Below are 18,348 nucleotides of genomic sequence, written 5' to 3'. Positions count from 1 at the left end.
GGATGACGCTACGTTAGTCCGGGCGTTGCCAAATCCATAAACACGAAAACGTCAGCGCATCTGCCGCAGGTTGTTGGGGGTCAGCGCCTCTGGCCAGCCAAGGGTCCGTTCCACGATCAGCAGCAGCAGGCACAGCACGATGATCGCCGCGATGAATTTGATCCGGCCCGGCGATGGCGGGTTCTGCACCCAGCGTTTGGCGCGCACCAGCCAGATCGGGTGCATCAGGTGAACCTGACCTTGCCGATATAGGGCAGGTTGCGGTTGCGTTGCCCGTAATCGATGCCGTAGCCCACGACGAATTCATCGGGGATTTCAAAGCCGGTCCAGTCGGCCTTGAAATCAACCTCGCGCCTTGCCGGTTTATCCAGCAGGGCGATGGTGCGCAACCGGGCGGGATTGCGCGACAGCAGGAACCGCGTGACATGGGCCAATGTGTGTCCAGTATCCACGATATCTTCGACGACCAACACATCGCGGCCTTCGATCTGGCCGCGCAGGTCCTTCAATATCCGCACCTCGCGGCTGGTTTCCATGCCGTCGCCATAGGAGGACGCTTCGAGAAAATCCACCTCGACCGGCAGATCGAGTTCGCGCACCAGATCGGCGATGAACACGAATGATCCCCGCAACAGGCCCACGACCACCAGTTTGTCGGTGCCTGCAAATTCTGCCGCGATGTCGCGGGCCAGCGTTTCGATCCGTGCGGCGATGGATTTCGCGCTGATCATCTGGTCGATCACGTAAGGAGGGTGGTCGGCGGGCATCGCTGTCTCCGGCTGTTGGGGCAGGGCTGTTGTGGCGCAAATCCGGGCCTGCGACAATGGTGCAAATCTGCCCTGCGGCCCTTGAAACCGCTGCCGTTTTGGCCGACACCAAGGCAGCAGCGAATGGATTGACCATGCCACAACATTCCGAGACCCGGATTCTGCCCTTTGACGCGGATCAGATGTATGCCCTTGTTGGCGATGTCGCGAATTACCCCAAATTCCTGCCCTGGACCGCTGCGGCGCGCATTCGCAGCACGACGGACCACGGCGATCATATCGTGATGCTGGCCGATCTGGTGATTTCGTTCAAAGTGTTCCGCGAAACATTCGGATCACAGGTCACGCTTTGGCCAGATATCCGCCGGATCGACACCGCCTATCTGGACGGCCCGTTCAAACATATGGAAAGCCAGTGGAATTTCCGCGATGTGGATGGCGGCTGCGAAGTGTCGTTCTTTGTGGATTTCGAGTTTCGCAACCGGTTGTTGCAGGGCGCTGCCGGGATGTTTTTCAACGAAGCGATGCAGCGGATCGTGCGCGCCTTTGAACGCCGCGCGCATGAGCTTTATGACGACAAGGCGCCCAGCAGCAAATCAAGGGCGTGATTGGTCGTGGCCCGGCGCACCTGTTCGCGGCCCAACGCCCCGAATTCCACCGTTTCCGTGTGGCACCCTGACGCGGTGGCGATGCCGAAACAGACGCGCCCTTCGGGTTTGTGTTCGGACCCGCCCGGCCCCGCGATGCCGGTGACCGACACGGCGATCTGCGCGTCGGAATGACCCAGCGCGCCTTGCGCCATTTCCGCCGCCACCTGTTCGGAGACCGCGCCATGGGCGTCGAGCGTGGCCTTTTGCACCCCGAGCATCTGCATTTTCGCGTCGTTGGTATAGGTGACAAAGCCCCGGTCAAAGGCAGAGGATGATCCGGCCACATCGGTCAGCGCGGCGCTGACCATGCCGCCGGTGCAGCTTTCGGCGCATGTGATCATCAGGCCGCGCGCGCGGGCGGCATCCAGCACGGCGGCGGCTGTCATAGCAGCACCAGATGGAACAGCGCGGCAAGCGCCACGACGCCGATGGCGGCCATCAGACCGGCGATCACATCATCCAGCATCACGCCGGTGGGGCCGTGCATCCGGTCGGCCCAGCCGACGGGCCCCCATTTGGTGATGTCGAACAGCCGGAACAGCGCGAAGGCCGCGACCCAGCCGGGCCAGAGCGCCAGCAGGTCGGCATCGCGCATCGCCGCACCGAAGACGACGGGCAGCAGGGCGATCCATTGGCCCGCGACTTCGTCAATCACGATCTCAGAAGGGTCGTGATCGGCCTTGCCCGCGGTTTCCACGCCGGTCGCCCAGTAGCCAAGCGCGTAGGCGAGGATGATACCCGCGACCAGCGCCCAAGGCCCCGCCAGCATCACCAGCGCGTAAGCGACGGGCAGCGCGGCGAGCGACCCCCAAGTGCCCGGGCCGGGGCGCAGATGGCCGATATAGAAAAACGTGGCGATCAGATGTGTCATGGTTTTACCAATGTGATTGTGGCGATGGCGGCGATGCCTTCTTCGCGGCCTGTGAAACCCAGCCGTTCGGAAGTGGTGGCCTTGACGCTGATCCGGTCGGCGTCCAGCCCCATGATCGCGGCGAGGGCGGATTTCATGGCCGCCTGATGCGGGCCGATCTTGGGGTATTCGCAGACCAGGGTGCAATCGACATTGCTGATCTTGTACCCCTGTGCCTGTGCCAGCCCGACGGCATGGCGCAGGAAGATATGGCTTTCCGCGCCTTTCCATTGTGGGTCCGACGGGGGGAAATGCTGCCCGATATCGCCCTGACCCAGCGCGCCATAGATCGCATCCGTCACGGCATGCATGCCGACATCGGCGTCGGAATGCCCTTGCAGGGACCGCCCATGCGGCACCTTCACACCGCAAAGCCAGACATGATCGCCGGGGCCGAAGCGGTGCACGTCATAGCCATTGCCGCATCTGATATCCATATCCTGTCCCATCAATCTGGCCGCGCGGGCGAAATCGCCGGGCGTGGTGACTTTGATATTGCTTTCATCGCCTGCCACGATGGCGACGTCCAGCCCGGCGGCGCGGGCCACGCCCACATCGTCGGTGGCGTCACCATCATGCATCTGATGCGCGGCCAGCAGCGGCGCAAGGTGAAACCCCTGCGGTGTCTGCGCACGGTAGAGATTGGTGCGGTCCTGCACGCCGGTGACGTGACCTGCCGCGCCATGCCAGAGCGTATCTGTGACAGCGACGGCAGGGGCCGCGCCCTGATGCGTCTCAAGTGCTGACAAAACGTGATCGATGATCGCGGCGCTGACCAAGGGGCGCGCGGCGTCGTGGATCAGCACCTGCGTGGTGCCGGCGGGCAGGGCGGCGAGGCCTGCCATGACGCTGGCCTTGCGGGTGGCACCGCCGGCGATGATCTGCGCTTGTGGCGTATCCCGCCACAGATCGCCGGGATCATCGGGGTGAACAACCAGCACGAGGCTGGCGATACCGGGGTGATCGGCAAAGGGCTGCATCGCATGGGCGGCGATGCTGCGCGACCCAAGCATCTGCCATTGCTTGGGAATCTCCCCGCCCGCGCGGGTGCCACGGCCTGCGGCGACGATGATGGCACTGGTGGTCATGTCGGTCCTGTTGCTGCTAACATGGGTGTAAGGCGCTGCGCGCTGCGGCGCAATTCGTCTCTTTACCGGGCGGATTGCCTGTTTTTTAATCATCTGCTATAGAACACGGATAATTCGGCCTGCATGGCGTTGTGATGTGGCCTGATCCGGCCTATTTCAACAGCAACGCACACCCTTTAGGCGCATGTGAAATCCTTGGCTTACAATAATAGCATCAGCATCGACCGTTTGTCCTTGCAGCCGCCGGTGGCCTTGGCCCCGCTGGCGGGGATCACCGATTTGCCGTTCCGGCAATTGGTCGCGTCCTTTGGCGCGGGCTGGGTTGTCAGCGAAATGGTCGCCAGTCAGGAAATGGTGCAGGCGAAACCGGGCGTGCGCGAACGGGCAGAGCTGGGATTCGACCAGCAAGGCACCGCGGTGCAGATCGCGGGGCGCGAGGCGCATTGGATGGCCGAGGCGGCACGGATGATCGAGGCGAATGGTGCCGCGATGATCGACATCAACATGGGCTGCCCAGCCAAGAAGGTGACGAATGGCTATTCCGGTTCGGCGCTGCTGCGCGACCCGGATCATGCTCTGCGGCTGATCGAGGCTGTGGTGAACGCCGTCAAACTGCCGGTGACGTTGAAAACACGGCTGGGCTGGGATCATGATTGCCTGAACGCGGCTGATGTCGCGCGGCGCGCACAGGATGCGGGGATCAGGCTGGTCACGATCCACGGGCGCACGCGCTGCCAGTTTTACAAGGGCAGCGCCGATTGGCGCGCTATCCGTGACATCAAGGATTCGGTGACGATCCCGGTGATCGCCAATGGCGATATCACCGGCCCGCAGGCGGCGCGTGACGCGCTTGCGCAATCGGGTGCCGACGGGGTGATGATCGGGCGCGGTGCGCAGGGGCGGCCCTGGGTGCTGGCGCAGGTGGCGGCGGCGCTGCATGGCGGGCCGGTTCCCCTAGTGCCGCAAGGTGATGCATTTTATGATATGGTTGCGGGACATTACACGGCAATGCTGACATTTTATGGCGCTGACATGGGCCGCCGCGTGGCGCGCAAACACCTGGGTTGGTATATGGATGATGCGGGCACGCCTGCGGATTTGCGCAAGGCGATCCTGACCGAAACCAACCCCGATGCGGTGCTGCGCGATCTGCCGGATGCCTTGGCGATGCGGGTGGCGGCATGATCGAGGATAGCGCGCTCTGGTCATCCCTGCCGGTGCCGGCCTTGTTGCTGGATGGCGATGACGTGATTATTCAAAGCAATCCGGCGGCGGAAAGTTTCCTCAACCTGTCGACACGGTCGCTGGTGGGCCAGCGGATCTGGGAAAAGGTGCTGATCGACGCGCCGTTGGAGGCACCATTCGCACGCGCGCGCGCCAACCGGTCATCGCTTTTCGTTAATGATGTGGATGTCGGCAGCGGTGAACATGCACCGATGCAATGCAATGTGCAGTTTTCACCGCTGCAGGGCACTGACGGCGTGATGATCGTGATGATCAGCCCGCGCGAGATTGCCAGCCGGATCACCCAAAACCTGTCGTCTGCCAAGGCGGCGAAATCGGCGATAGGCATGGCGGAAATGCTCGCGCATGAGATCAAGAACCCGCTGGCAGGGATCACCGGGGCGGCGCAACTTTTGTCGATGGGGCTGACCAAGGAGGATCAGGAACTGACCGATCTGATCGTCGAGGAAAGCCGCCGGATCGTCAAATTGCTGGAACAGGTCGAACAATTCGGCAATCTGCGCCCGCCTTTGCTGAAGCCGGTCAATATCCATGATGTGCTGGACCGCGCGCGGCAAAGCGCCTCGGTCGGGTTCGGCGCGCATATGCTGTATATCGAGGATTACGATCCGTCCCTGCCGCGCACCATGGCGGATGCCGATCAGTTGCTGCAAGTCTTTCTGAACCTGCTGAAAAACGCGTCAGAGGCGAACCGGGACGGTGGCGCGATCCGGCTGCATACGTTTTATGACACATCCCTGCGCGTCAGGCGCGACGATGGCACCCAATCGCGCCTGCCGCTGCAGATCGAGATTATCGATGATGGTCCCGGCCTGCCGCCCAGCATCGCAGCGGATGTGTTTGAACCTTTCGTATCGGGCAAGGAAAACGGCACCGGGCTGGGCCTTGCGCTGGTGTCCAAGCTGATCAGCGATGCGGGCGGGTGGATTTCGGTGGATTCCGTGCCGGGGCGCACGGTGTTCCGTATCTCGCTGCCGCTTGCACCGAAAGAGACCGAGGATGAGACATGATCGTGGCCTGCATCAAGATGCAGGTGACGGGCGGCGCCGCGCATAAGAACAACACAGGAGAAACATGATGGACGGGACAATTCTGGTAGCCGATGACGACCGTACGATCCGCACCGTCCTGACACAGGCGCTGACGCGGGCGGGTTGCAAGGTGCATGCCACATCATCGCTGGTCACGCTGATGCGCTGGGTGGATGAGGGCAAGGGCGATCTGGTAATCTCCGACGTGATCATGCCCGATGGCAACGGGTTGGAACAATTGCCCAAGATTGCCGCGCTGCGCCCCGGCCTGCCGGTGATCGTGATATCAGCGCAGAATACGATCATGACCGCGATTCAGGCGGCCGAAGCCGATGCCTATGATTACCTGCCCAAACCTTTCGATCTGCCCGATCTGATGAAACGCGCCGCGCGTGCGCTGGAAACCAAGCGCCGCGCGGGCCCGGTGCGCAGCCCGGACATTAATGCCAGCGAACAGGCCGGTGATCTGCCGCTGGTCGGGCGCACGGGGGTGATGCAGGCGTTGTACCGCCTTGTCGCGCGGGTGATGAACACGCAATTGCCGGTGCTGATCACCGGCGAAAGCGGGACCGGAAAATCGCTGATCGCGCGTGCCGTGCATGATTTCTCCGACCGGCGCAGCCTGCCTTTCATCACCGTCTCTGCCACTGATCTGGAAGGGATGGACGGGCCGTCCACGATCCTGAGCCGCGCGCGCGGCGGCACGATCCTGTTCGATGAGGTCAGTGATCTGTCCGATAGTGATCAGGGCCGGATCGTGCGGATGCTTGATACCTTGGGCGATAACGCGCCGCGGATCATGGCGACATCGCAATCGGACCTGATGGCGCGGATGGAGGAAGGCAAGTTCCGCGAGGATCTGTTCTATCGTCTGGGCGGTGTCACCGTCGCGGTGCCGTCCCTGCGTGAACGTGTCGATGATATCCCGCTGTTGGCGGAACATTTTCTGGCCCGCGCGGAACGCGATGGCGCACCGGCGCGCCGCTTTGGCCCGGCGGCGCTGGACATGGTGCGCGCCTATAGCTGGCCGGGCAATGTGCGCCAGTTGGAAAACGCCGTGCGCCGGTTGGTATTCACCGCCGCCGAAGAAGAGATCACCCGCCAGGAGGTCGAAATGGTGCTGGGCAACCAGCCCGCGATCGAACCTTTGCGGTCCGGCGGTGAAGGTGAGAAACTGTCGGCGAGCGTCGGCAAACACCTGCGGCGTTATTTTGACCTGCATGGCGGGGTGCTGCCGCCACCGGGCCTGTACAACCGTATCCTGAAAGAGGTCGAAGGACCGCTGATCGAAATCGCGCTGGATGCCTCGGGCGGGAATCAGGCGAAATGTGCGGACCTTCTGGGGATCAACCGCAATACTTTGCGCAAGAAGATCACAGACCTTGATATCCGCGTGACACGCCGCCGCAAATTGATGTAAAACCGCAACAGAACCGTGGCCCATCTGCGTCAGACTGTAATCTGGGCCATGAAGATAGCGGTAACCTGGGGGCGACCCCACATTGATGACAAGGCGCACGCGTGCAGCGTTCCCTGCTGAAACTGGATTTTACCCGCCTTGGCCGCTGGTTCCGCCAGCGCCATGTGCAAAATGCGTTGACCATGACCCTGGTCGTCGTGGCACCCGTGCTGGCGGCACTGACCTATATCGTGGTCGGGCCGCTGGGGCAGGGCACGTCATCGCCGCAACTGCAATTGGTGCTGCTGGTTGACCTGATCTATGTGCTGATCGTCATGGCGCTGGTGATGCGGCTGGTCGCGCGGATGATCGCGGCGCGGCGTGCCAAATCTGCCGGATCGCGGCTGCATCTGCGGCTGACCAGCGTCTTTGCGGTCTTTGCGCTGATCCCCACCGTGCTGGTGGCGGTTTTTTCGGTGCTTTTGCTGTCGGTGGCGCTGGACGGGTTGTTCTCGGAACCTGTGGGCAATGTGCTGCGCACGTCGCTGACCACGGCGCAGGCCTATGAAGAGGAACATATCCAGGACCTGACCCGCGATGCGCAGGGCCTTGCCGCCTATCTGAACCGCGAACGCGCGCGCGATCTGTTCATGGATGACGGCGATCTGCGGCTGGCGCTGGCCGAGGTGCAGGGCCAGATCGACCGCGGGCTGAGTGAGGCATTCGTGATCGACAGCGCCGGCACGATTGCCGCGCGGGCGGTCGGGTCTTACGATTTTCACTATGAACAGCCTAGTGCAGAGGATTTCATCCGCGCCCGCAATGAACGTCTGCTGATCATCGAAGATGCGGCATCGAATGAATTCCGCGCGCTGTTGCCGTTGGAAACCTTTCCCGACCGGTTTTTATATGTCACCCGCGCGGTTGACGGCAATGTGCTGGCCCTGCTGGATGAAACCACCGAAACCGTGCAGCAATATGAACAACTTGCCAGCGACCGGGGCCGGATGCTGTTCCAGTTCGGCCTGCTTTATCTGGGTTTCGCGCTGATCCTGATCCTGGGGGCGATCTGGGGCGGGCTGTGGTTTGCAGAACGTCTGTCGCGTCCGGTCGGGCGGCTGGTGTCGGCGTCGCAGCGGGTGGGGTCCGGCGATCTGGATGTCCGCGTGATCGAGGATGACGGCGATGATGAAATTTCGCAACTGGGCCATTATTTCAACCAGATGACCGGCCAGTTGCATGGCCAGCGCGAGGCATTGCTGGAAAGCAACCGCATGTCCGAACGGCGCAGGCGGCTGTTCGATTCCGTGCTCAGTTCGGTCACATCGGGTGTCGTCGGGCTGGATGCCGATGGGCGTGTGACCTTTGTAAACCCCTCTGCCGGGCGGTTGCTGTCGGTGGGTGATGCCCCCGCCGATACGTCGCTGACCGTCGCGGTGCCGGAATTCGCCACCCTGTTCGATGAGGTCCGCCAGTCCGGGCATGACAGCGTGCAGGGGCAGGTCAATCTGATCCGCAAGGGCACACAGGAAAGCCTGCTGGTCCGCATGTCGCCGCGCCGCACCGAAGGGGGCGCGCTGGAAGGTTATGTTGTGGCCTTTGACGATGTCACCGATCTGGTCAGTGCGCAGCGCATGGCCGCCTGGGGCGATGTCGCGCGCCGCATCGCACATGAGATCAAGAACCCGCTGACCCCGATCCAATTGTCGGCGGAGCGGATAAAACGCAAGTTTCGCAAACAGGTGGGCGATGATGTTGATGCATTGGATCAGATGACCGATGTGATTATCCGCCAAACCAATGATTTGCGCCGCATTGTTGATGAATTTTCCAAGTTCGCCCGGATGCCCGAACCGGTGCTGGTGCTGAATGACCTGACCAAGGTCGTGTCCGATGCCGTCGCCCTGCAACGCGCGGGCCAGCCGCAGGTGCGCATCACCTCTGACCTGCCGGATGATCCGGTGCTGGCGGATATGGATGCGACGATGATCAGTCAGGCGCTGCTGAACCTGATCAAGAACGCGGGCGAAGCCACGGAAACCTATATCGAACGGCATGGCACAGAAGGGTTCAAACCGGAAATCCGCATCGCGATGAGCCGCGACGACAGCCGCGCCATGATCACCATTTCCGACAATGGCATCGGCCTGCCGGAAGACCGCGCGCGGCTGTTTGAACCCTATGTCACGACGCGCGACAAGGGCACCGGCCTTGGCCTGCCCATCGTCAAAAAGATCATCGAGGAACATGGCGGCAGCCTGACCCTGACCGATGCCGCGGTTTTCGACGGCCAGAGCCATGCCGGCGCGCAGGCCGTGATTCAGCTACCGGCGGTGGTGGCGCGAGACCAAAAAGCAAAAATACCAGCATGAGGACGATATGGGCGATATCCTGATTACCGACGATGAACGCGATATCCGGGAACTGATCTCTGATATTTTGCGCGACGAAGGCTTTACCACGCGGCTGGCGGGCACATCCGATGAATGCATGGCGCAGATCGCCACGGAAACGCCGGCGCTGATGATCCTTGATATCTGGCTGAAAGACAGCAGCATGGACGGGATCGATATCCTCAAGGCGGTGAAGCGCGACCACCCCGAGGTGCCGATTGTCATCATTTCCGGCCATGGCAATATCGAAATTGCGGTCGCGGCGATCAAGCAGGGCGCCTATGATTTCATCGAAAAGCCGTTCAATATCGATCAATTGCTGGTCGTGATCCGGCGGGCGATGGAAACATCGCGCCTGCGCCGCGAAAACAGCGAACTCAAACGTGGCGAAAGCGTCAGCGCAGAGATGATCGGGGAAAGCGCGTCGTTCCGCACGCTGAAATCGCAGCTTGATAAGGTGACGAAATCCAATGGCCGCGTGATGCTGACCGGGCCTGCGGGATCGGGCAAGGAAATTGCTGCGCGGTATATCCATGCCAATTCGGCGCGTGCGGCGGCGCCTTTTATCACGGTCAGTTCCGCATCCATCGCGCCGGATAGGATGGAAGAGGTGCTGTTCGGCCGTGAGGACGCGGGGCGCGGTATCGAACCCGGCCTGCTGGAAGAGGCCAATGGCGGGGTGATTTATTTCGACGAAGTGGCAGATATGCCCTTGGGCACGCAGTCGAAAATCCTGCGCGTGCTGGTGGATCAACGGTTCCAGCGGGTCGGCGGCAATGACAAGGTGCAGGTCGATCTCCGGGTGATTTCCAGTACCAACCGCGATCTGTCGGCAGCCATCGCTGCGGGCGTGTTCCGCGAGGAATTGTTTCACCGGCTGAATGTCGTTCCCATCGCCGTGCCTGCGCTGGATGAGCGGCGTGAGGATATTCCGGTGCTGGCGGAACATTTCATCTCGCTTTTCAATTCGGTGCAGGGGTTGCCGTTGCGCAAACTGGCCGATGATGCGCGCGCGCTTTTGCAGACGATGCATTGGCCGGGCAATGTCCGCCAGCTCAAGAACGTGATGGAACGGGTGCTGATCCTGGGCGACAGCCGCGGCGATATTCTGGCGCGCGAACTGCCCTCGACCGAGGAAAACACCGACGACAACAGCCGGATCGTGCTGGCGGGCGGCCTTGCCACCCTGCCGTTGCGCGAGGCGCGTGAATTGTTCGAACGCGAATATCTGCTGACCCAGATCAACCGTTTCGGCGGCAATATCAGCCGCACGGCGTCTTTCGTGGGGATGGAACGGTCCGCGCTGCACCGCAAGCTGAAATCTTTGGGCGTGGTGACATCCGCCAAATCGGGCGGGCGCGTCGCCTATATCGAAGGTGCCGCTGAATGAAAGTCATCATCTGTGGCGCGGGTCAGGTCGGCTGGCAGATCGCGCGCCACCTGTCGGGCGAAAACAACGATGTCACCGTCGTGGACAACAATCCCGAACTGGTGCGCCGGGCGACGGACAGTCTGGATGTGCAGGGGGTGGCGGGGTTTGCCAGCCATCCTGACGTGCTGGAACGGGCCGGGGCGCGCGACGCCGATATGATCATCGCCGCGACCTATTCGGACGAGGTGAATATGGTCACCTGTCAGGTCGCCCATTCGGTTTTCGCCGTACAGCGCAAGATCGCGCGGCTGCGCGCGCAGACCTATCTGGACCCGTCTTATTCCGATCTTTACCGCCGCGACCACCTGCCCATCGATGTCGTGATCTCGCCCGAACGCGAAGTGGCCGAGGCCGCGCTACAACGGCTGGCCGCCCCTGCGGCCTTTGACACCGAAAGCTTCCTTGACGGGCGCGCGCAATTGCTGGGCATCACGATCGAGGATGATTGCCCGGTCATCAACACGCCGCTGCGGCAATTGACCGATCTGTTTTCCACCCTGCGCGCCATCGTCGTGGGGATCAGGCGCGATGGTGTCCTGTTCGTGCCATCGGCGGGCGATCAGATTTTCGCGGGCGATGCCTGTTATCTGTTCACCCACACCCAGGACCTGAACCGCACGTTGGAAATCTTTGGCAAGACCCAGTCGAAACAGGAACGGATCGTCATCATCGGTGGCGGCAATGTCGGGCTTGGCGTCGCCGCCGCGCTGGAGGCGCGCACGGATCGCGTCCGGGTGCGGGTGATCGAGAAAGACCGCATCGCCGCCGAACGCGCCGCCGATACGCTGGACCGGACCATCGTGCTGCATGGTGACGGGCTGGATGTCGCGCTGCTGGACGAGGCGGGGATCGCCAATGCCGATGCGGTGCTGGCGGTGACGGATGACGATAAAACCAACCTTCTTGCCTCTGTCCGGGCCAAGGAAATGGGCTGTTCCATGGCGATCTGTCTGGTCAATGACCCGACGTTGGTGCCGCTGATGGGGCCGTTGGATATCGACGCCTATATCAATCCCAGATCCGTCACCGTGTCATCCATCCTGCGCCATATCCGGCATGGCCGGGTGCGCGGCGTTTATTCCATCGGCGATGCCGAGGCCGAGGTGATCGAGGCGCAGGTGCTGGGCACGTCCCCCATCGCGGGCCAGAAGATCAAGGATGTGGATTTCCCCGAAGGCGTGCTGATCGGGGCCATGACCAAGGAAGGCAAGGTGATCCGCCCGACCGCCGAAACCCGCATCGAAGAAGGCGATGTGATCGCGATTTTCGCCATGACCCCGGATGTGCCAGAGGTGGAACGGCTGTTGCAGGTCTCGATCGACTTTTTCTGATGCAGTGGATCATTCGCCTTCCGTTTTTCGTGGTGCTGATGGGGCTGGGCGCCGTGGCGATGCTGGTGCCGGCGGCCCATGCCGCTGCTGTGCAGGATTTCAACACGATGCGGGTGTTTTTTTACGGATGCATCCTGTTTTCCGTGCTGACCCTGCTGATCGCTTTGACCATGTCGAATTACGCACCCGGCAACGTGGCGCGCAGCCAGTTGACCGGGTTGCTGGCCGCCTTCAGCGTGCTGCCGATCATGTTCGCGATCCCGTTTTACGAGGCGATCCAGGCCCAGAGCTTTCTTAACGCTTGGTTTGAAATGGTGTCGAGCTTTACCACCACCGGGGCAAGCGTTTACGACACTGCGGACCGGCTGACCCAGTCCCAGCACCTGTGGCGGTCTACGGTGGGTTGGCTGGGCGGTCTGCTGGTCTGGATCACCGCCGTTTCGATCTTTGCCCCGATGAATCTGGGTGGGTTCGAGGTGCGCGCCACCGCCGCCGTCGGCAAGGGCACCACCAGCACCTTTACCCAGATCGGGGCCGTCACGGACCCGTCGGAACGGTTGATCCGCTATACGCTGGCGCTGACGCCGGTCTATATGGGGCTGACTCTGGCGTTGTGGATCGGGCTGATGACCGCGGGCGACAGTGCCTTTGTCGCGCTGTCTCATGCGATGGCGGTGCTGTCCACATCGGGGATCACGCCGGTGGGCGGGCTTTATGCCGCTTCATCGGGGGTCACCGGCGAAGTGCTGGTCTTTGCCTTTTTCGTCTTTGCGCTGTCGCGGCTGACGTTTTCGCGCGGTCTGGCGGGTGAACGCGACCGGGTATTGTGGCGCGACCCCGAATTCATCACCGCCATCGTGCTGAGCGGGCTTGTCACCGGGGTGCTGTTCCTGCGCCATTTCGTGCTGGCGCCCGAGGATCTGGCCCCGGCCAGCGTCATACAGATGCTGACCGCACTTTGGGGCGGGTTGTTCACCGTCACGTCGTTTCTGACCACCACCGGGTTTGAATCGCGGTATTGGGATCAGGCGACGGATTGGTCGCTGCTCAGCACGCCGGGCCTGTTCCTGATCGGTCTGGCGTTGATCGGTGGCGGCGTGGCGACCACGGCGGGGGGTGTGAAACTGCTGCGGATCTATGCGCTGTTCCGGCATCTGGAACGCGAACAGGAACGGCTGCTGTCGCCCTCATCCGTGGGCGGTGGCGGGCGCGAGGCGCGGCGGATCCGCAAACAGGGCGCCTATATCTCCTGGGTGTTCTTCATGCTGTTCGCGCTGAGCCTGGCGGGGGTGATGGTGCTGTTGTCGCTGACTGGGGTGACGTTCGAAACCTCTATGGTCCTGTCGGTGGCGGCGCTGTCCACCACCGGGCCGCTGGCCGTGGTCGCGGCGGAAAGCCCGATATCCTTTGCCGACCTGCCTGATGCGGCGAAAATGATCCTGGCCGCCGCGATGGTGCTGGGCCGGCTGGAAACGCTGGCGATTATCGCGCTGTTCAACCCCGAAATCTGGCAACGCTGATCTGGCGGGCTGTTTCGTTTTGGGCTGGAAAGTCCTGATCCGGCACGACATACTGCATGCGATATGGGGGGCCGATCTGCGGCCGCAAGAACAATAAAGGGTGTCATGATGGCCGCCGACAAAGCAAATCTGCAGGATGCATTCCTGAACCACGTCCGCAAGACCAAGGTGCCGGTGACGATCTTTCTGGTCAATGGTGTGAAATTGCAGGGTGTGATCACCTGGTTTGACAGTTTCTGCGTGCTGCTGCGCCGCGACGGACAATCACAACTGGTCTATAAAAGCGCGATTTCCACGATCATGCCCGCACAACCGATCAGCCTTTATGAAGGCGAAGAATAGTTTTGCAAGAACACGACACGCCCGTCACACGGGCCTGGGTGCTGCACCCGGAACTCAAATCCGACCAGACGCGCCGCGCGCCCGTGCCCGCATTGGCCGAGGCTGTGGCGCTGGCCGCGGCCCTGCCTGACCTTGATGTGGTCGGGGCCGATATCGTGCGCCTGCCGAAAATGCATGCGGGCAAATTGTTCGGCAAAGGCAAGATCGAGGAATTGAAGGCCAATTTTGCCGCCGCCGATGTGGAACTGGTGCTGGTCGATGGGCCGGTAACACCCGTCCAGCAGCGCAATCTGGAAAAGGCCTGGGGGGTCAAACTGCTGGACCGGACCGGGCTGATCCTGGAGATTTTCAGCGACCGCGCCCGCACCTCGGAAGGTGTGTTGCAGGTCGAAATGGCGGCCCTGTCCTATCAGCGCACCCGGCTGGTGCGCGCCTGGACCCACCTTGAACGCCAGCGCGGCGGGCTTGGTTTCGTGGGCGGCCCCGGTGAGACGCAGATCGAGGCGGACAGGCGCGCGATTGACGACCAATTGGTGCGCCTGCGCCGTCAGCTGGAAAAGGTCGGCAAGACCCGCGCGCTGCACCGTGCGTCACGCGCCAAGGTGCCGTTCCCGATTGTGGCATTGGTTGGCTATACCAATGCGGGCAAATCGACGCTGTTCAACAGCTTGACCGGGGCGGATGTGTTCGCCAAGGACATGCTGTTCGCCACGCTGGACCCGACGATGCGCAAGATCACCCTGCCGACGGGCGATGAAATCATCATGTCCGACACAGTGGGTTTCATATCGGACCTGCCGACCGAACTGGTCGCCGCCTTCCGCGCGACATTGGAAGAGGTGCTGGACGCCGATCTGATCCTGCATGTCCGCGATATCAGCCACGACCAGACCGAAGAACAATCGCGCGACGTCATGGCCATCCTGCAGAAACTCGGCGTCGCCGAAGGCGCGCCGCTGATCGAGGTCTGGAACAAGGTCGATCTGCTGGAAGGTGAACCGCGCGAGGCCCGTGTCAATCAGGCCGCGCGCACCGATGATCTGTTCGCGGTCTCCGCGATCACCGGCGAAGGCATGGATGCCTTGCTGGCCGCGATTCCCGAAAAGCTGAAAGACCCGCGCAAGGAGGCCGTGCTGACGCTGGGCTTTGCCGATGGTCGCAAACGCGCCTGGCTGTTCGAGGCGGGGATCGTCACCGAGGATAAACAACTGGAAGACGGATACCGGATGACGGTATTCTGGACCGCGCTGCAGGAAGAGCGGTTCAACCGCCTTTAACCGCATCCCCGCCGGTGGCTTATTCGGCGGGGGTGAGCGTGGTGACACCGACGGCTGCGGCGCGCGCCAGATCGGGGTCCAGCGACATCGGGATATATTCGCCGCGCCGCCATAATTCGCCCAGATTATCGTAATAGCGCGAAAACGGATGCCCCGATTGTCCGGTGGATGAGATGAAGACCGATGAATCCGGATCGGCGAAATCATAGACCCCGCGATAGCCCGCCGCATGCACGTTCTGAAACGGCGCTGGCCCGGTGCCACGGGTGCGCCCGCGCATCAATGTATTGTCGCCGCCGCTGGTGGATTGGCGGATATTGACGATCCAGCCCAGGATCGGCGTGGTGCCAAGCACGGGGTGGTCATGTGTTGCCTCATGCGCGTCGCCCCAGCGCACAGCCTCGATCGCGGGGCCGTGGTTTTCGGCGATCCAGATCAGCGCGTCATCCAGCGCCTGACTGGCGATATCGGTGCAGGTTTCCACCGGCGCGGACTGGATCACGTCGCACCAGACGGATGCCCCGTCTACATCGCGGAAAATCCGTTCCAGAAACACCGGGTCCAGATGGGTGAATTCGGAGGCCAGCGGCCCCAGTTCATCGCGGATCACCCGTGCCTGAAACGCCCGCGCCCAGGCGGCATAGATCAGCGGTTCGGGCAGATGTTCGTTCATTTCGCCGTTCCACGCCGCCAGCAATTCCAGCGCGACCTGCCTGCGCCGTTCGGGTGTGCCATCGGGGGCGGCATCGCCGGTGAACCACAGATCGGCCCCCATGAAGGTCAGCAGGGTGCGCGCGGTGACGCTGACGGTGTCAAGCTGCGCTTCGATGAAGCTGTCGCGTGTATGGACCTCGCGCGCCTGCATCAGGTTGCGCCAGCGGATCACGCGCTGGGTGTCGCCCCAGTCGAAGGATACGTGGTCGGGAAAGGGGCGGTCGATCATCTTATTGTTGGTATTGCCGACGATCCCGCCTGCCGGGTTCACGAAACGCGGGTTGTCGGCGTAAGGAAAGGTGCCCTGCCAGCGGTTTTCCGGCAGATAGCCAAAGCTGGGATAGCGGCCCTGACTTTGGTGGTTTGCGTCACGGACAGGCATCGCGCCGATGGTCTGCATCGCCACGCGGTCGCGGTCGGCCAATGTGATGTTCTGCGCGGGGGCAATATGCAGTTCGCCTGCGGCAATCGCGTCATCCACGGATTTTGCGCGCATCAGCGCCATGGCCGAGGTCATTGATGTATCCTCGCCTGACAACGCGGTCCAGCCAATCGCCGTGACATGGCCGGGGGGCGTGATTGTCCGCAGGTCGAACTGATCGGACGGCATCACCGGCCCGTTTTCGGTCCAGCGCAGGCGGATGGTGACGGCGGGTGCGTCTTTGACATTGATGATGGAATCGCGGCTGCGGAACCTTTGCCAGCCGTCCAGCCCGCGATATTCATCGGGGTTGTCGGGGTTCACCTGTTCAAGAAAGATATCCTGATCATCGACATTGGCGGTGGTCAGACCCCAGCCCAGATCGGCACTGCGCCCGGACAGGATCACCGGCACGCCGGGGATGGTGCCGCCGATCACGCCGCCATCCTGCAATTCCAGCCGCGCCAGAAACCAGATGCTGGGCGCTGTCAGCCCCAGATGCGGGTCATTCGCCATCAATGTGGACCCCGTCGCGGACCGCGTCGCATTGGCGGCCCATGCATTGGATGCGCCTGCCAATGCGCGTGGCGGCACCGGCATCAGCGGGTCATAGGCCATGCGCGTATTGGGCGTATATTCCGGCACGTCCGGCACAAGGGATGCATAGGAGGGCAGGGCCGCGACGCCGCTGGTCGGATCATCGGGCAGGATATCGCGCAGCCGGTCAGGGCTGACGACGAGGGAGACACGGGCGCGCAGCACCTCATTTTCAAGGCTCGACGTCAGTTGCAGCGCCATCAGTTTCAGGATCGCGATGGAATCGGCGGGTTGCCATGGCGCGATGGCATGGTTGAACAGCCACATTTCAGGTGCGCCCCGGCCCAATGCACCTTCGTTCACCTGATCCAGCCAAGCGTTGACGCCGGCGGCATAAGCCTCCAACGCTTGGATGGTGCGGTCATCCTGTGCTGCGACCGATGCCGTGGCGGCGGCATAAAGGTCGTAACGCCGCAGCACCTCATCTATCTCCAGCGTGCGTTCGCCGAAAAGTTCCGACAGCCGCCCCTGCACGGTGCGCCGCAGCATCGTCATCTGCCACAGCCGGTCCTGCGCATGGGCATAGCCAAGGCCAAAGAACACATCGGCATCACTTTCGCCAAAGATATGCGGCACATTGGCGTTGTCGCGCACGATTTCTACCGGCGCGGATAGTCCCGCAACGGTATTGCTGGCGCTGTAATCAGGCAGGGATCGCGTGGCAAAGTAATAGGCCAGCCCCGCCACCGCCACGATCAGCACCAAAAGCCCCGTGGTCAGCCTGACCAGCCACCGAAAGATCACGACCATAACGTCCCCGCATGCCACCTGCTGCCCCTTCTAGCAGGGCAGAGGTTAAGAACAAGTCACCGTTCGGGGATCAGCCCGCGCGGGCTGAACCGCAGCACGATCAGCATCAGCACGCCCATGGTCAGCAGCCGCATATGGGCGGCAGATTCCAGCAACCGTGTCTTGAGCGGGCTGCCATCGGTCATGCCGCTGGTCACGAAATCCATCAACAACAGGCCCATCGGTTCGACCTGCACCCAGAGCCACCAGATCAGCAGACCGCCCAGCACCGCGCCCCAGTTGTTGCCGGACCCGCCGACGATCACCATGACCCAGACGAGAAAGGTATAGCGCAGCGGCTGATAGCTTGATGGTGTCAATTGCCCGTCCAGCGTGATCATCATCGCACCGGCGACCCCGCAGATGGCAGAGCCGAGGATGAAGATCTGCAGATGCCGTGCGGTGACATCCTTGCCCATGGCGCGCGCTGCGGTTTCATTGT

17 protein-coding genes are annotated in these 18,348 nt (G+C 62.2%); 10 read left to right on the top strand and 7 right to left on the bottom strand.

The annotated features are described in order from the left end of the window. Positions 1 to 51: 51 nt before the first annotated feature. Together ACK4TM_RS07980 and hpt are read right to left on the bottom strand one after the other, a co-directional pair. Positions 52 to 225 (bottom strand): hypothetical protein, encoded by a 174-nt coding sequence (locus ACK4TM_RS07980; RefSeq protein WP_409699373.1) that lies wholly within the window; start codon positions 223 to 225, stop codon positions 52 to 54. Further along, on the bottom strand, positions 225 to 767 hold the full coding sequence (hpt, locus tag ACK4TM_RS07975; RefSeq protein WP_409699370.1) for a hypoxanthine phosphoribosyltransferase: 543 nt from the start codon (positions 765 to 767) through the stop codon (positions 225 to 227). Before hpt ends, ACK4TM_RS07980 begins: the two co-directional genes overlap by 1 nt. Before the next feature lie 134 nt (positions 768 to 901). Here hpt and ACK4TM_RS07970 point away from each other — a divergent pair, with 134 nt between their 5' ends. After that, positions 902 to 1,375 carry a type II toxin-antitoxin system RatA family toxin gene (locus ACK4TM_RS07970; RefSeq protein ID WP_409699367.1) on the top strand — a complete coding sequence of 158 codons (474 nt, stop codon included), beginning with the start codon at positions 902 to 904 and terminating at the stop codon, positions 1,373 to 1,375. Here the strand turns inward: ACK4TM_RS07970 and ACK4TM_RS07965 are convergent. The 3 genes from ACK4TM_RS07965 to ACK4TM_RS07955 are packed head-to-tail and all read right to left on the bottom strand — an operon-like array spanning position 1,336 to position 3,415. Further along, a complete protein-coding gene (locus tag ACK4TM_RS07965; RefSeq protein ID WP_409699364.1) occupies positions 1,336 to 1,803 on the bottom strand; it encodes a CinA family protein in 468 nt (155 codons plus the stop codon). The genes ACK4TM_RS07970 and ACK4TM_RS07965 overlap by 40 nt on opposite strands. Next, positions 1,800 to 2,288 (bottom strand): phosphatidylglycerophosphatase A, encoded by a 489-nt coding sequence (locus ACK4TM_RS07960; RefSeq protein ID WP_409699361.1) that lies wholly within the window; start codon positions 2,286 to 2,288, stop codon positions 1,800 to 1,802. The genes ACK4TM_RS07965 and ACK4TM_RS07960 overlap by 4 nt, the downstream gene beginning before the upstream one ends. Further along, positions 2,285 to 3,415, bottom strand: a complete 1,131-nt coding sequence (locus ACK4TM_RS07955; protein ID WP_409699358.1) for a bifunctional 2-C-methyl-D-erythritol 4-phosphate cytidylyltransferase/2-C-methyl-D-erythritol 2,4-cyclodiphosphate synthase — start codon at positions 3,413 to 3,415, stop codon at positions 2,285 to 2,287. The genes ACK4TM_RS07960 and ACK4TM_RS07955 overlap by 4 nt, the downstream gene beginning before the upstream one ends. A gap of 195 nt (positions 3,416 to 3,610) precedes the next feature. Between ACK4TM_RS07955 and dusB the strand changes: the two genes are divergently transcribed. The 9 genes from dusB to hflX all read left to right on the top strand — a co-directional run bounded on the left by dusB (position 3,611) and on the right by hflX (position 15,385). Continuing rightward, positions 3,611 to 4,600 carry a tRNA dihydrouridine synthase DusB gene (gene dusB, locus ACK4TM_RS07950; RefSeq protein WP_409699354.1) on the top strand — a complete coding sequence of 330 codons (990 nt, stop codon included), beginning with the start codon at positions 3,611 to 3,613 and terminating at the stop codon, positions 4,598 to 4,600. Next, positions 4,597 to 5,670: a two-component system sensor histidine kinase NtrB gene (locus tag ACK4TM_RS07945; protein ID WP_409699351.1), complete on the top strand. Its 1,074-nt coding sequence runs from the start codon at positions 4,597 to 4,599 to the stop codon at positions 5,668 to 5,670. Before dusB ends, ACK4TM_RS07945 begins: the two co-directional genes overlap by 4 nt. A gap of 67 nt (positions 5,671 to 5,737) precedes the next feature. Then, complete coding sequence (locus tag ACK4TM_RS07940) at positions 5,738 to 7,111, top strand: response regulator (protein WP_409699422.1); 1,374 nt, start codon at positions 5,738 to 5,740, stop codon at positions 7,109 to 7,111. 182 nt (positions 7,112 to 7,293) lie between these two features. Continuing rightward, complete coding sequence (locus ACK4TM_RS07935) at positions 7,294 to 9,462, top strand: ATP-binding protein (protein WP_409699419.1); 2,169 nt, start codon at positions 7,294 to 7,296, stop codon at positions 9,460 to 9,462. Between the two features lie 7 nt (positions 9,463 to 9,469). Further along, on the top strand, positions 9,470 to 10,873 hold the full coding sequence (locus tag ACK4TM_RS07930) for a sigma-54-dependent transcriptional regulator (RefSeq protein ID WP_409699348.1): 1,404 nt from the start codon (positions 9,470 to 9,472) through the stop codon (positions 10,871 to 10,873). Further along, a complete protein-coding gene (gene trkA, locus ACK4TM_RS07925) occupies positions 10,870 to 12,246 on the top strand; it encodes a Trk system potassium transporter TrkA (RefSeq protein WP_409699345.1) in 1,377 nt (458 codons plus the stop codon). Before ACK4TM_RS07930 ends, trkA begins: the two co-directional genes overlap by 4 nt. Then, on the top strand, positions 12,246 to 13,766 hold the full coding sequence (locus ACK4TM_RS07920; RefSeq protein ID WP_409699342.1) for a TrkH family potassium uptake protein: 1,521 nt from the start codon (positions 12,246 to 12,248) through the stop codon (positions 13,764 to 13,766). The genes trkA and ACK4TM_RS07920 overlap by 1 nt, the downstream gene beginning before the upstream one ends. A 108-nt stretch (positions 13,767 to 13,874) precedes the next feature. After that, positions 13,875 to 14,108, top strand: a complete 234-nt coding sequence (hfq, locus tag ACK4TM_RS07915; protein ID WP_007204924.1) for an RNA chaperone Hfq — start codon at positions 13,875 to 13,877, stop codon at positions 14,106 to 14,108. Between the two features lie 2 nt (positions 14,109 to 14,110). After that, positions 14,111 to 15,385, top strand: coding sequence for a GTPase HflX (gene hflX / locus ACK4TM_RS07910; RefSeq protein WP_409699337.1), 1,275 nt, complete (start codon positions 14,111 to 14,113; stop codon positions 15,383 to 15,385). Positions 15,386 to 15,404: 19 nt separating this feature from the next. Here hflX and ACK4TM_RS07905 read toward each other — a convergent pair whose 3' ends face one another. Beyond that, positions 15,405 to 17,867: a penicillin acylase family protein gene (locus ACK4TM_RS07905; protein ID WP_409699334.1), complete on the bottom strand. Its 2,463-nt coding sequence runs from the start codon at positions 17,865 to 17,867 to the stop codon at positions 15,405 to 15,407. Positions 17,868 to 17,923: 56 nt separating this feature from the next. Beyond that, positions 17,924 to 18,348 (bottom strand): ABC transporter permease subunit (locus ACK4TM_RS07900; protein WP_409699331.1); only part of this gene is annotated, 425 nt, incomplete at its 5' end.

Source organism: Yoonia sp. (assembly GCF_046292185.1).
In the GTDB taxonomy this organism is placed as follows: Bacteria; Pseudomonadota; Alphaproteobacteria; order Rhodobacterales; family Rhodobacteraceae; genus Yoonia.
The sequence above is the reverse complement of the archived record's forward strand: the minus strand, read 5'-3'. Positions and strand labels throughout refer to the sequence as shown.

What these genes read in the sequence shown, in the direction of transcription:
- hfq (WP_007204924.1), top strand. Translation starts at nt 13,875, where the DNA reads ATGGCCGCCGACAAAGCAAATCTGCAGGATGCATTCCTGAACCACGTC.
- ACK4TM_RS07965 (WP_409699364.1), bottom strand. Translation starts at nt 1,803, where the DNA reads ATGACAGCCGCCGCCGTGCTGGATGCCGCCCGCGCGCGCGGCCTGATG.
- hpt (WP_409699370.1), bottom strand. Translation starts at nt 767, where the DNA reads ATGCCCGCCGACCACCCTCCTTACGTGATCGACCAGATGATCAGCGCG.
- ACK4TM_RS07945 (WP_409699351.1), top strand. Translation starts at nt 4,597, where the DNA reads ATGATCGAGGATAGCGCGCTCTGGTCATCCCTGCCGGTGCCGGCCTTG.
- ACK4TM_RS07980 (WP_409699373.1), bottom strand. Translation starts at nt 225, where the DNA reads ATGCACCCGATCTGGCTGGTGCGCGCCAAACGCTGGGTGCAGAACCCG.
- trkA (WP_409699345.1), top strand. Translation starts at nt 10,870, where the DNA reads ATGAAAGTCATCATCTGTGGCGCGGGTCAGGTCGGCTGGCAGATCGCG.
- ACK4TM_RS07940 (WP_409699422.1), top strand. Translation starts at nt 5,738, where the DNA reads ATGGACGGGACAATTCTGGTAGCCGATGACGACCGTACGATCCGCACC.
- ACK4TM_RS07905 (WP_409699334.1), bottom strand. Translation starts at nt 17,867, where the DNA reads ATGGTCGTGATCTTTCGGTGGCTGGTCAGGCTGACCACGGGGCTTTTG.
- ACK4TM_RS07935 (WP_409699419.1), top strand. Translation starts at nt 7,294, where the DNA reads ATGACCCTGGTCGTCGTGGCACCCGTGCTGGCGGCACTGACCTATATC.
- ACK4TM_RS07970 (WP_409699367.1), top strand. Translation starts at nt 902, where the DNA reads ATGCCACAACATTCCGAGACCCGGATTCTGCCCTTTGACGCGGATCAG.
- ACK4TM_RS07920 (WP_409699342.1), top strand. Translation starts at nt 12,246, where the DNA reads ATGCAGTGGATCATTCGCCTTCCGTTTTTCGTGGTGCTGATGGGGCTG.
- ACK4TM_RS07930 (WP_409699348.1), top strand. Translation starts at nt 9,470, where the DNA reads ATGGGCGATATCCTGATTACCGACGATGAACGCGATATCCGGGAACTG.
- ACK4TM_RS07960 (WP_409699361.1), bottom strand. Translation starts at nt 2,288, where the DNA reads ATGACACATCTGATCGCCACGTTTTTCTATATCGGCCATCTGCGCCCC.
- ACK4TM_RS07955 (WP_409699358.1), bottom strand. Translation starts at nt 3,415, where the DNA reads ATGACCACCAGTGCCATCATCGTCGCCGCAGGCCGTGGCACCCGCGCG.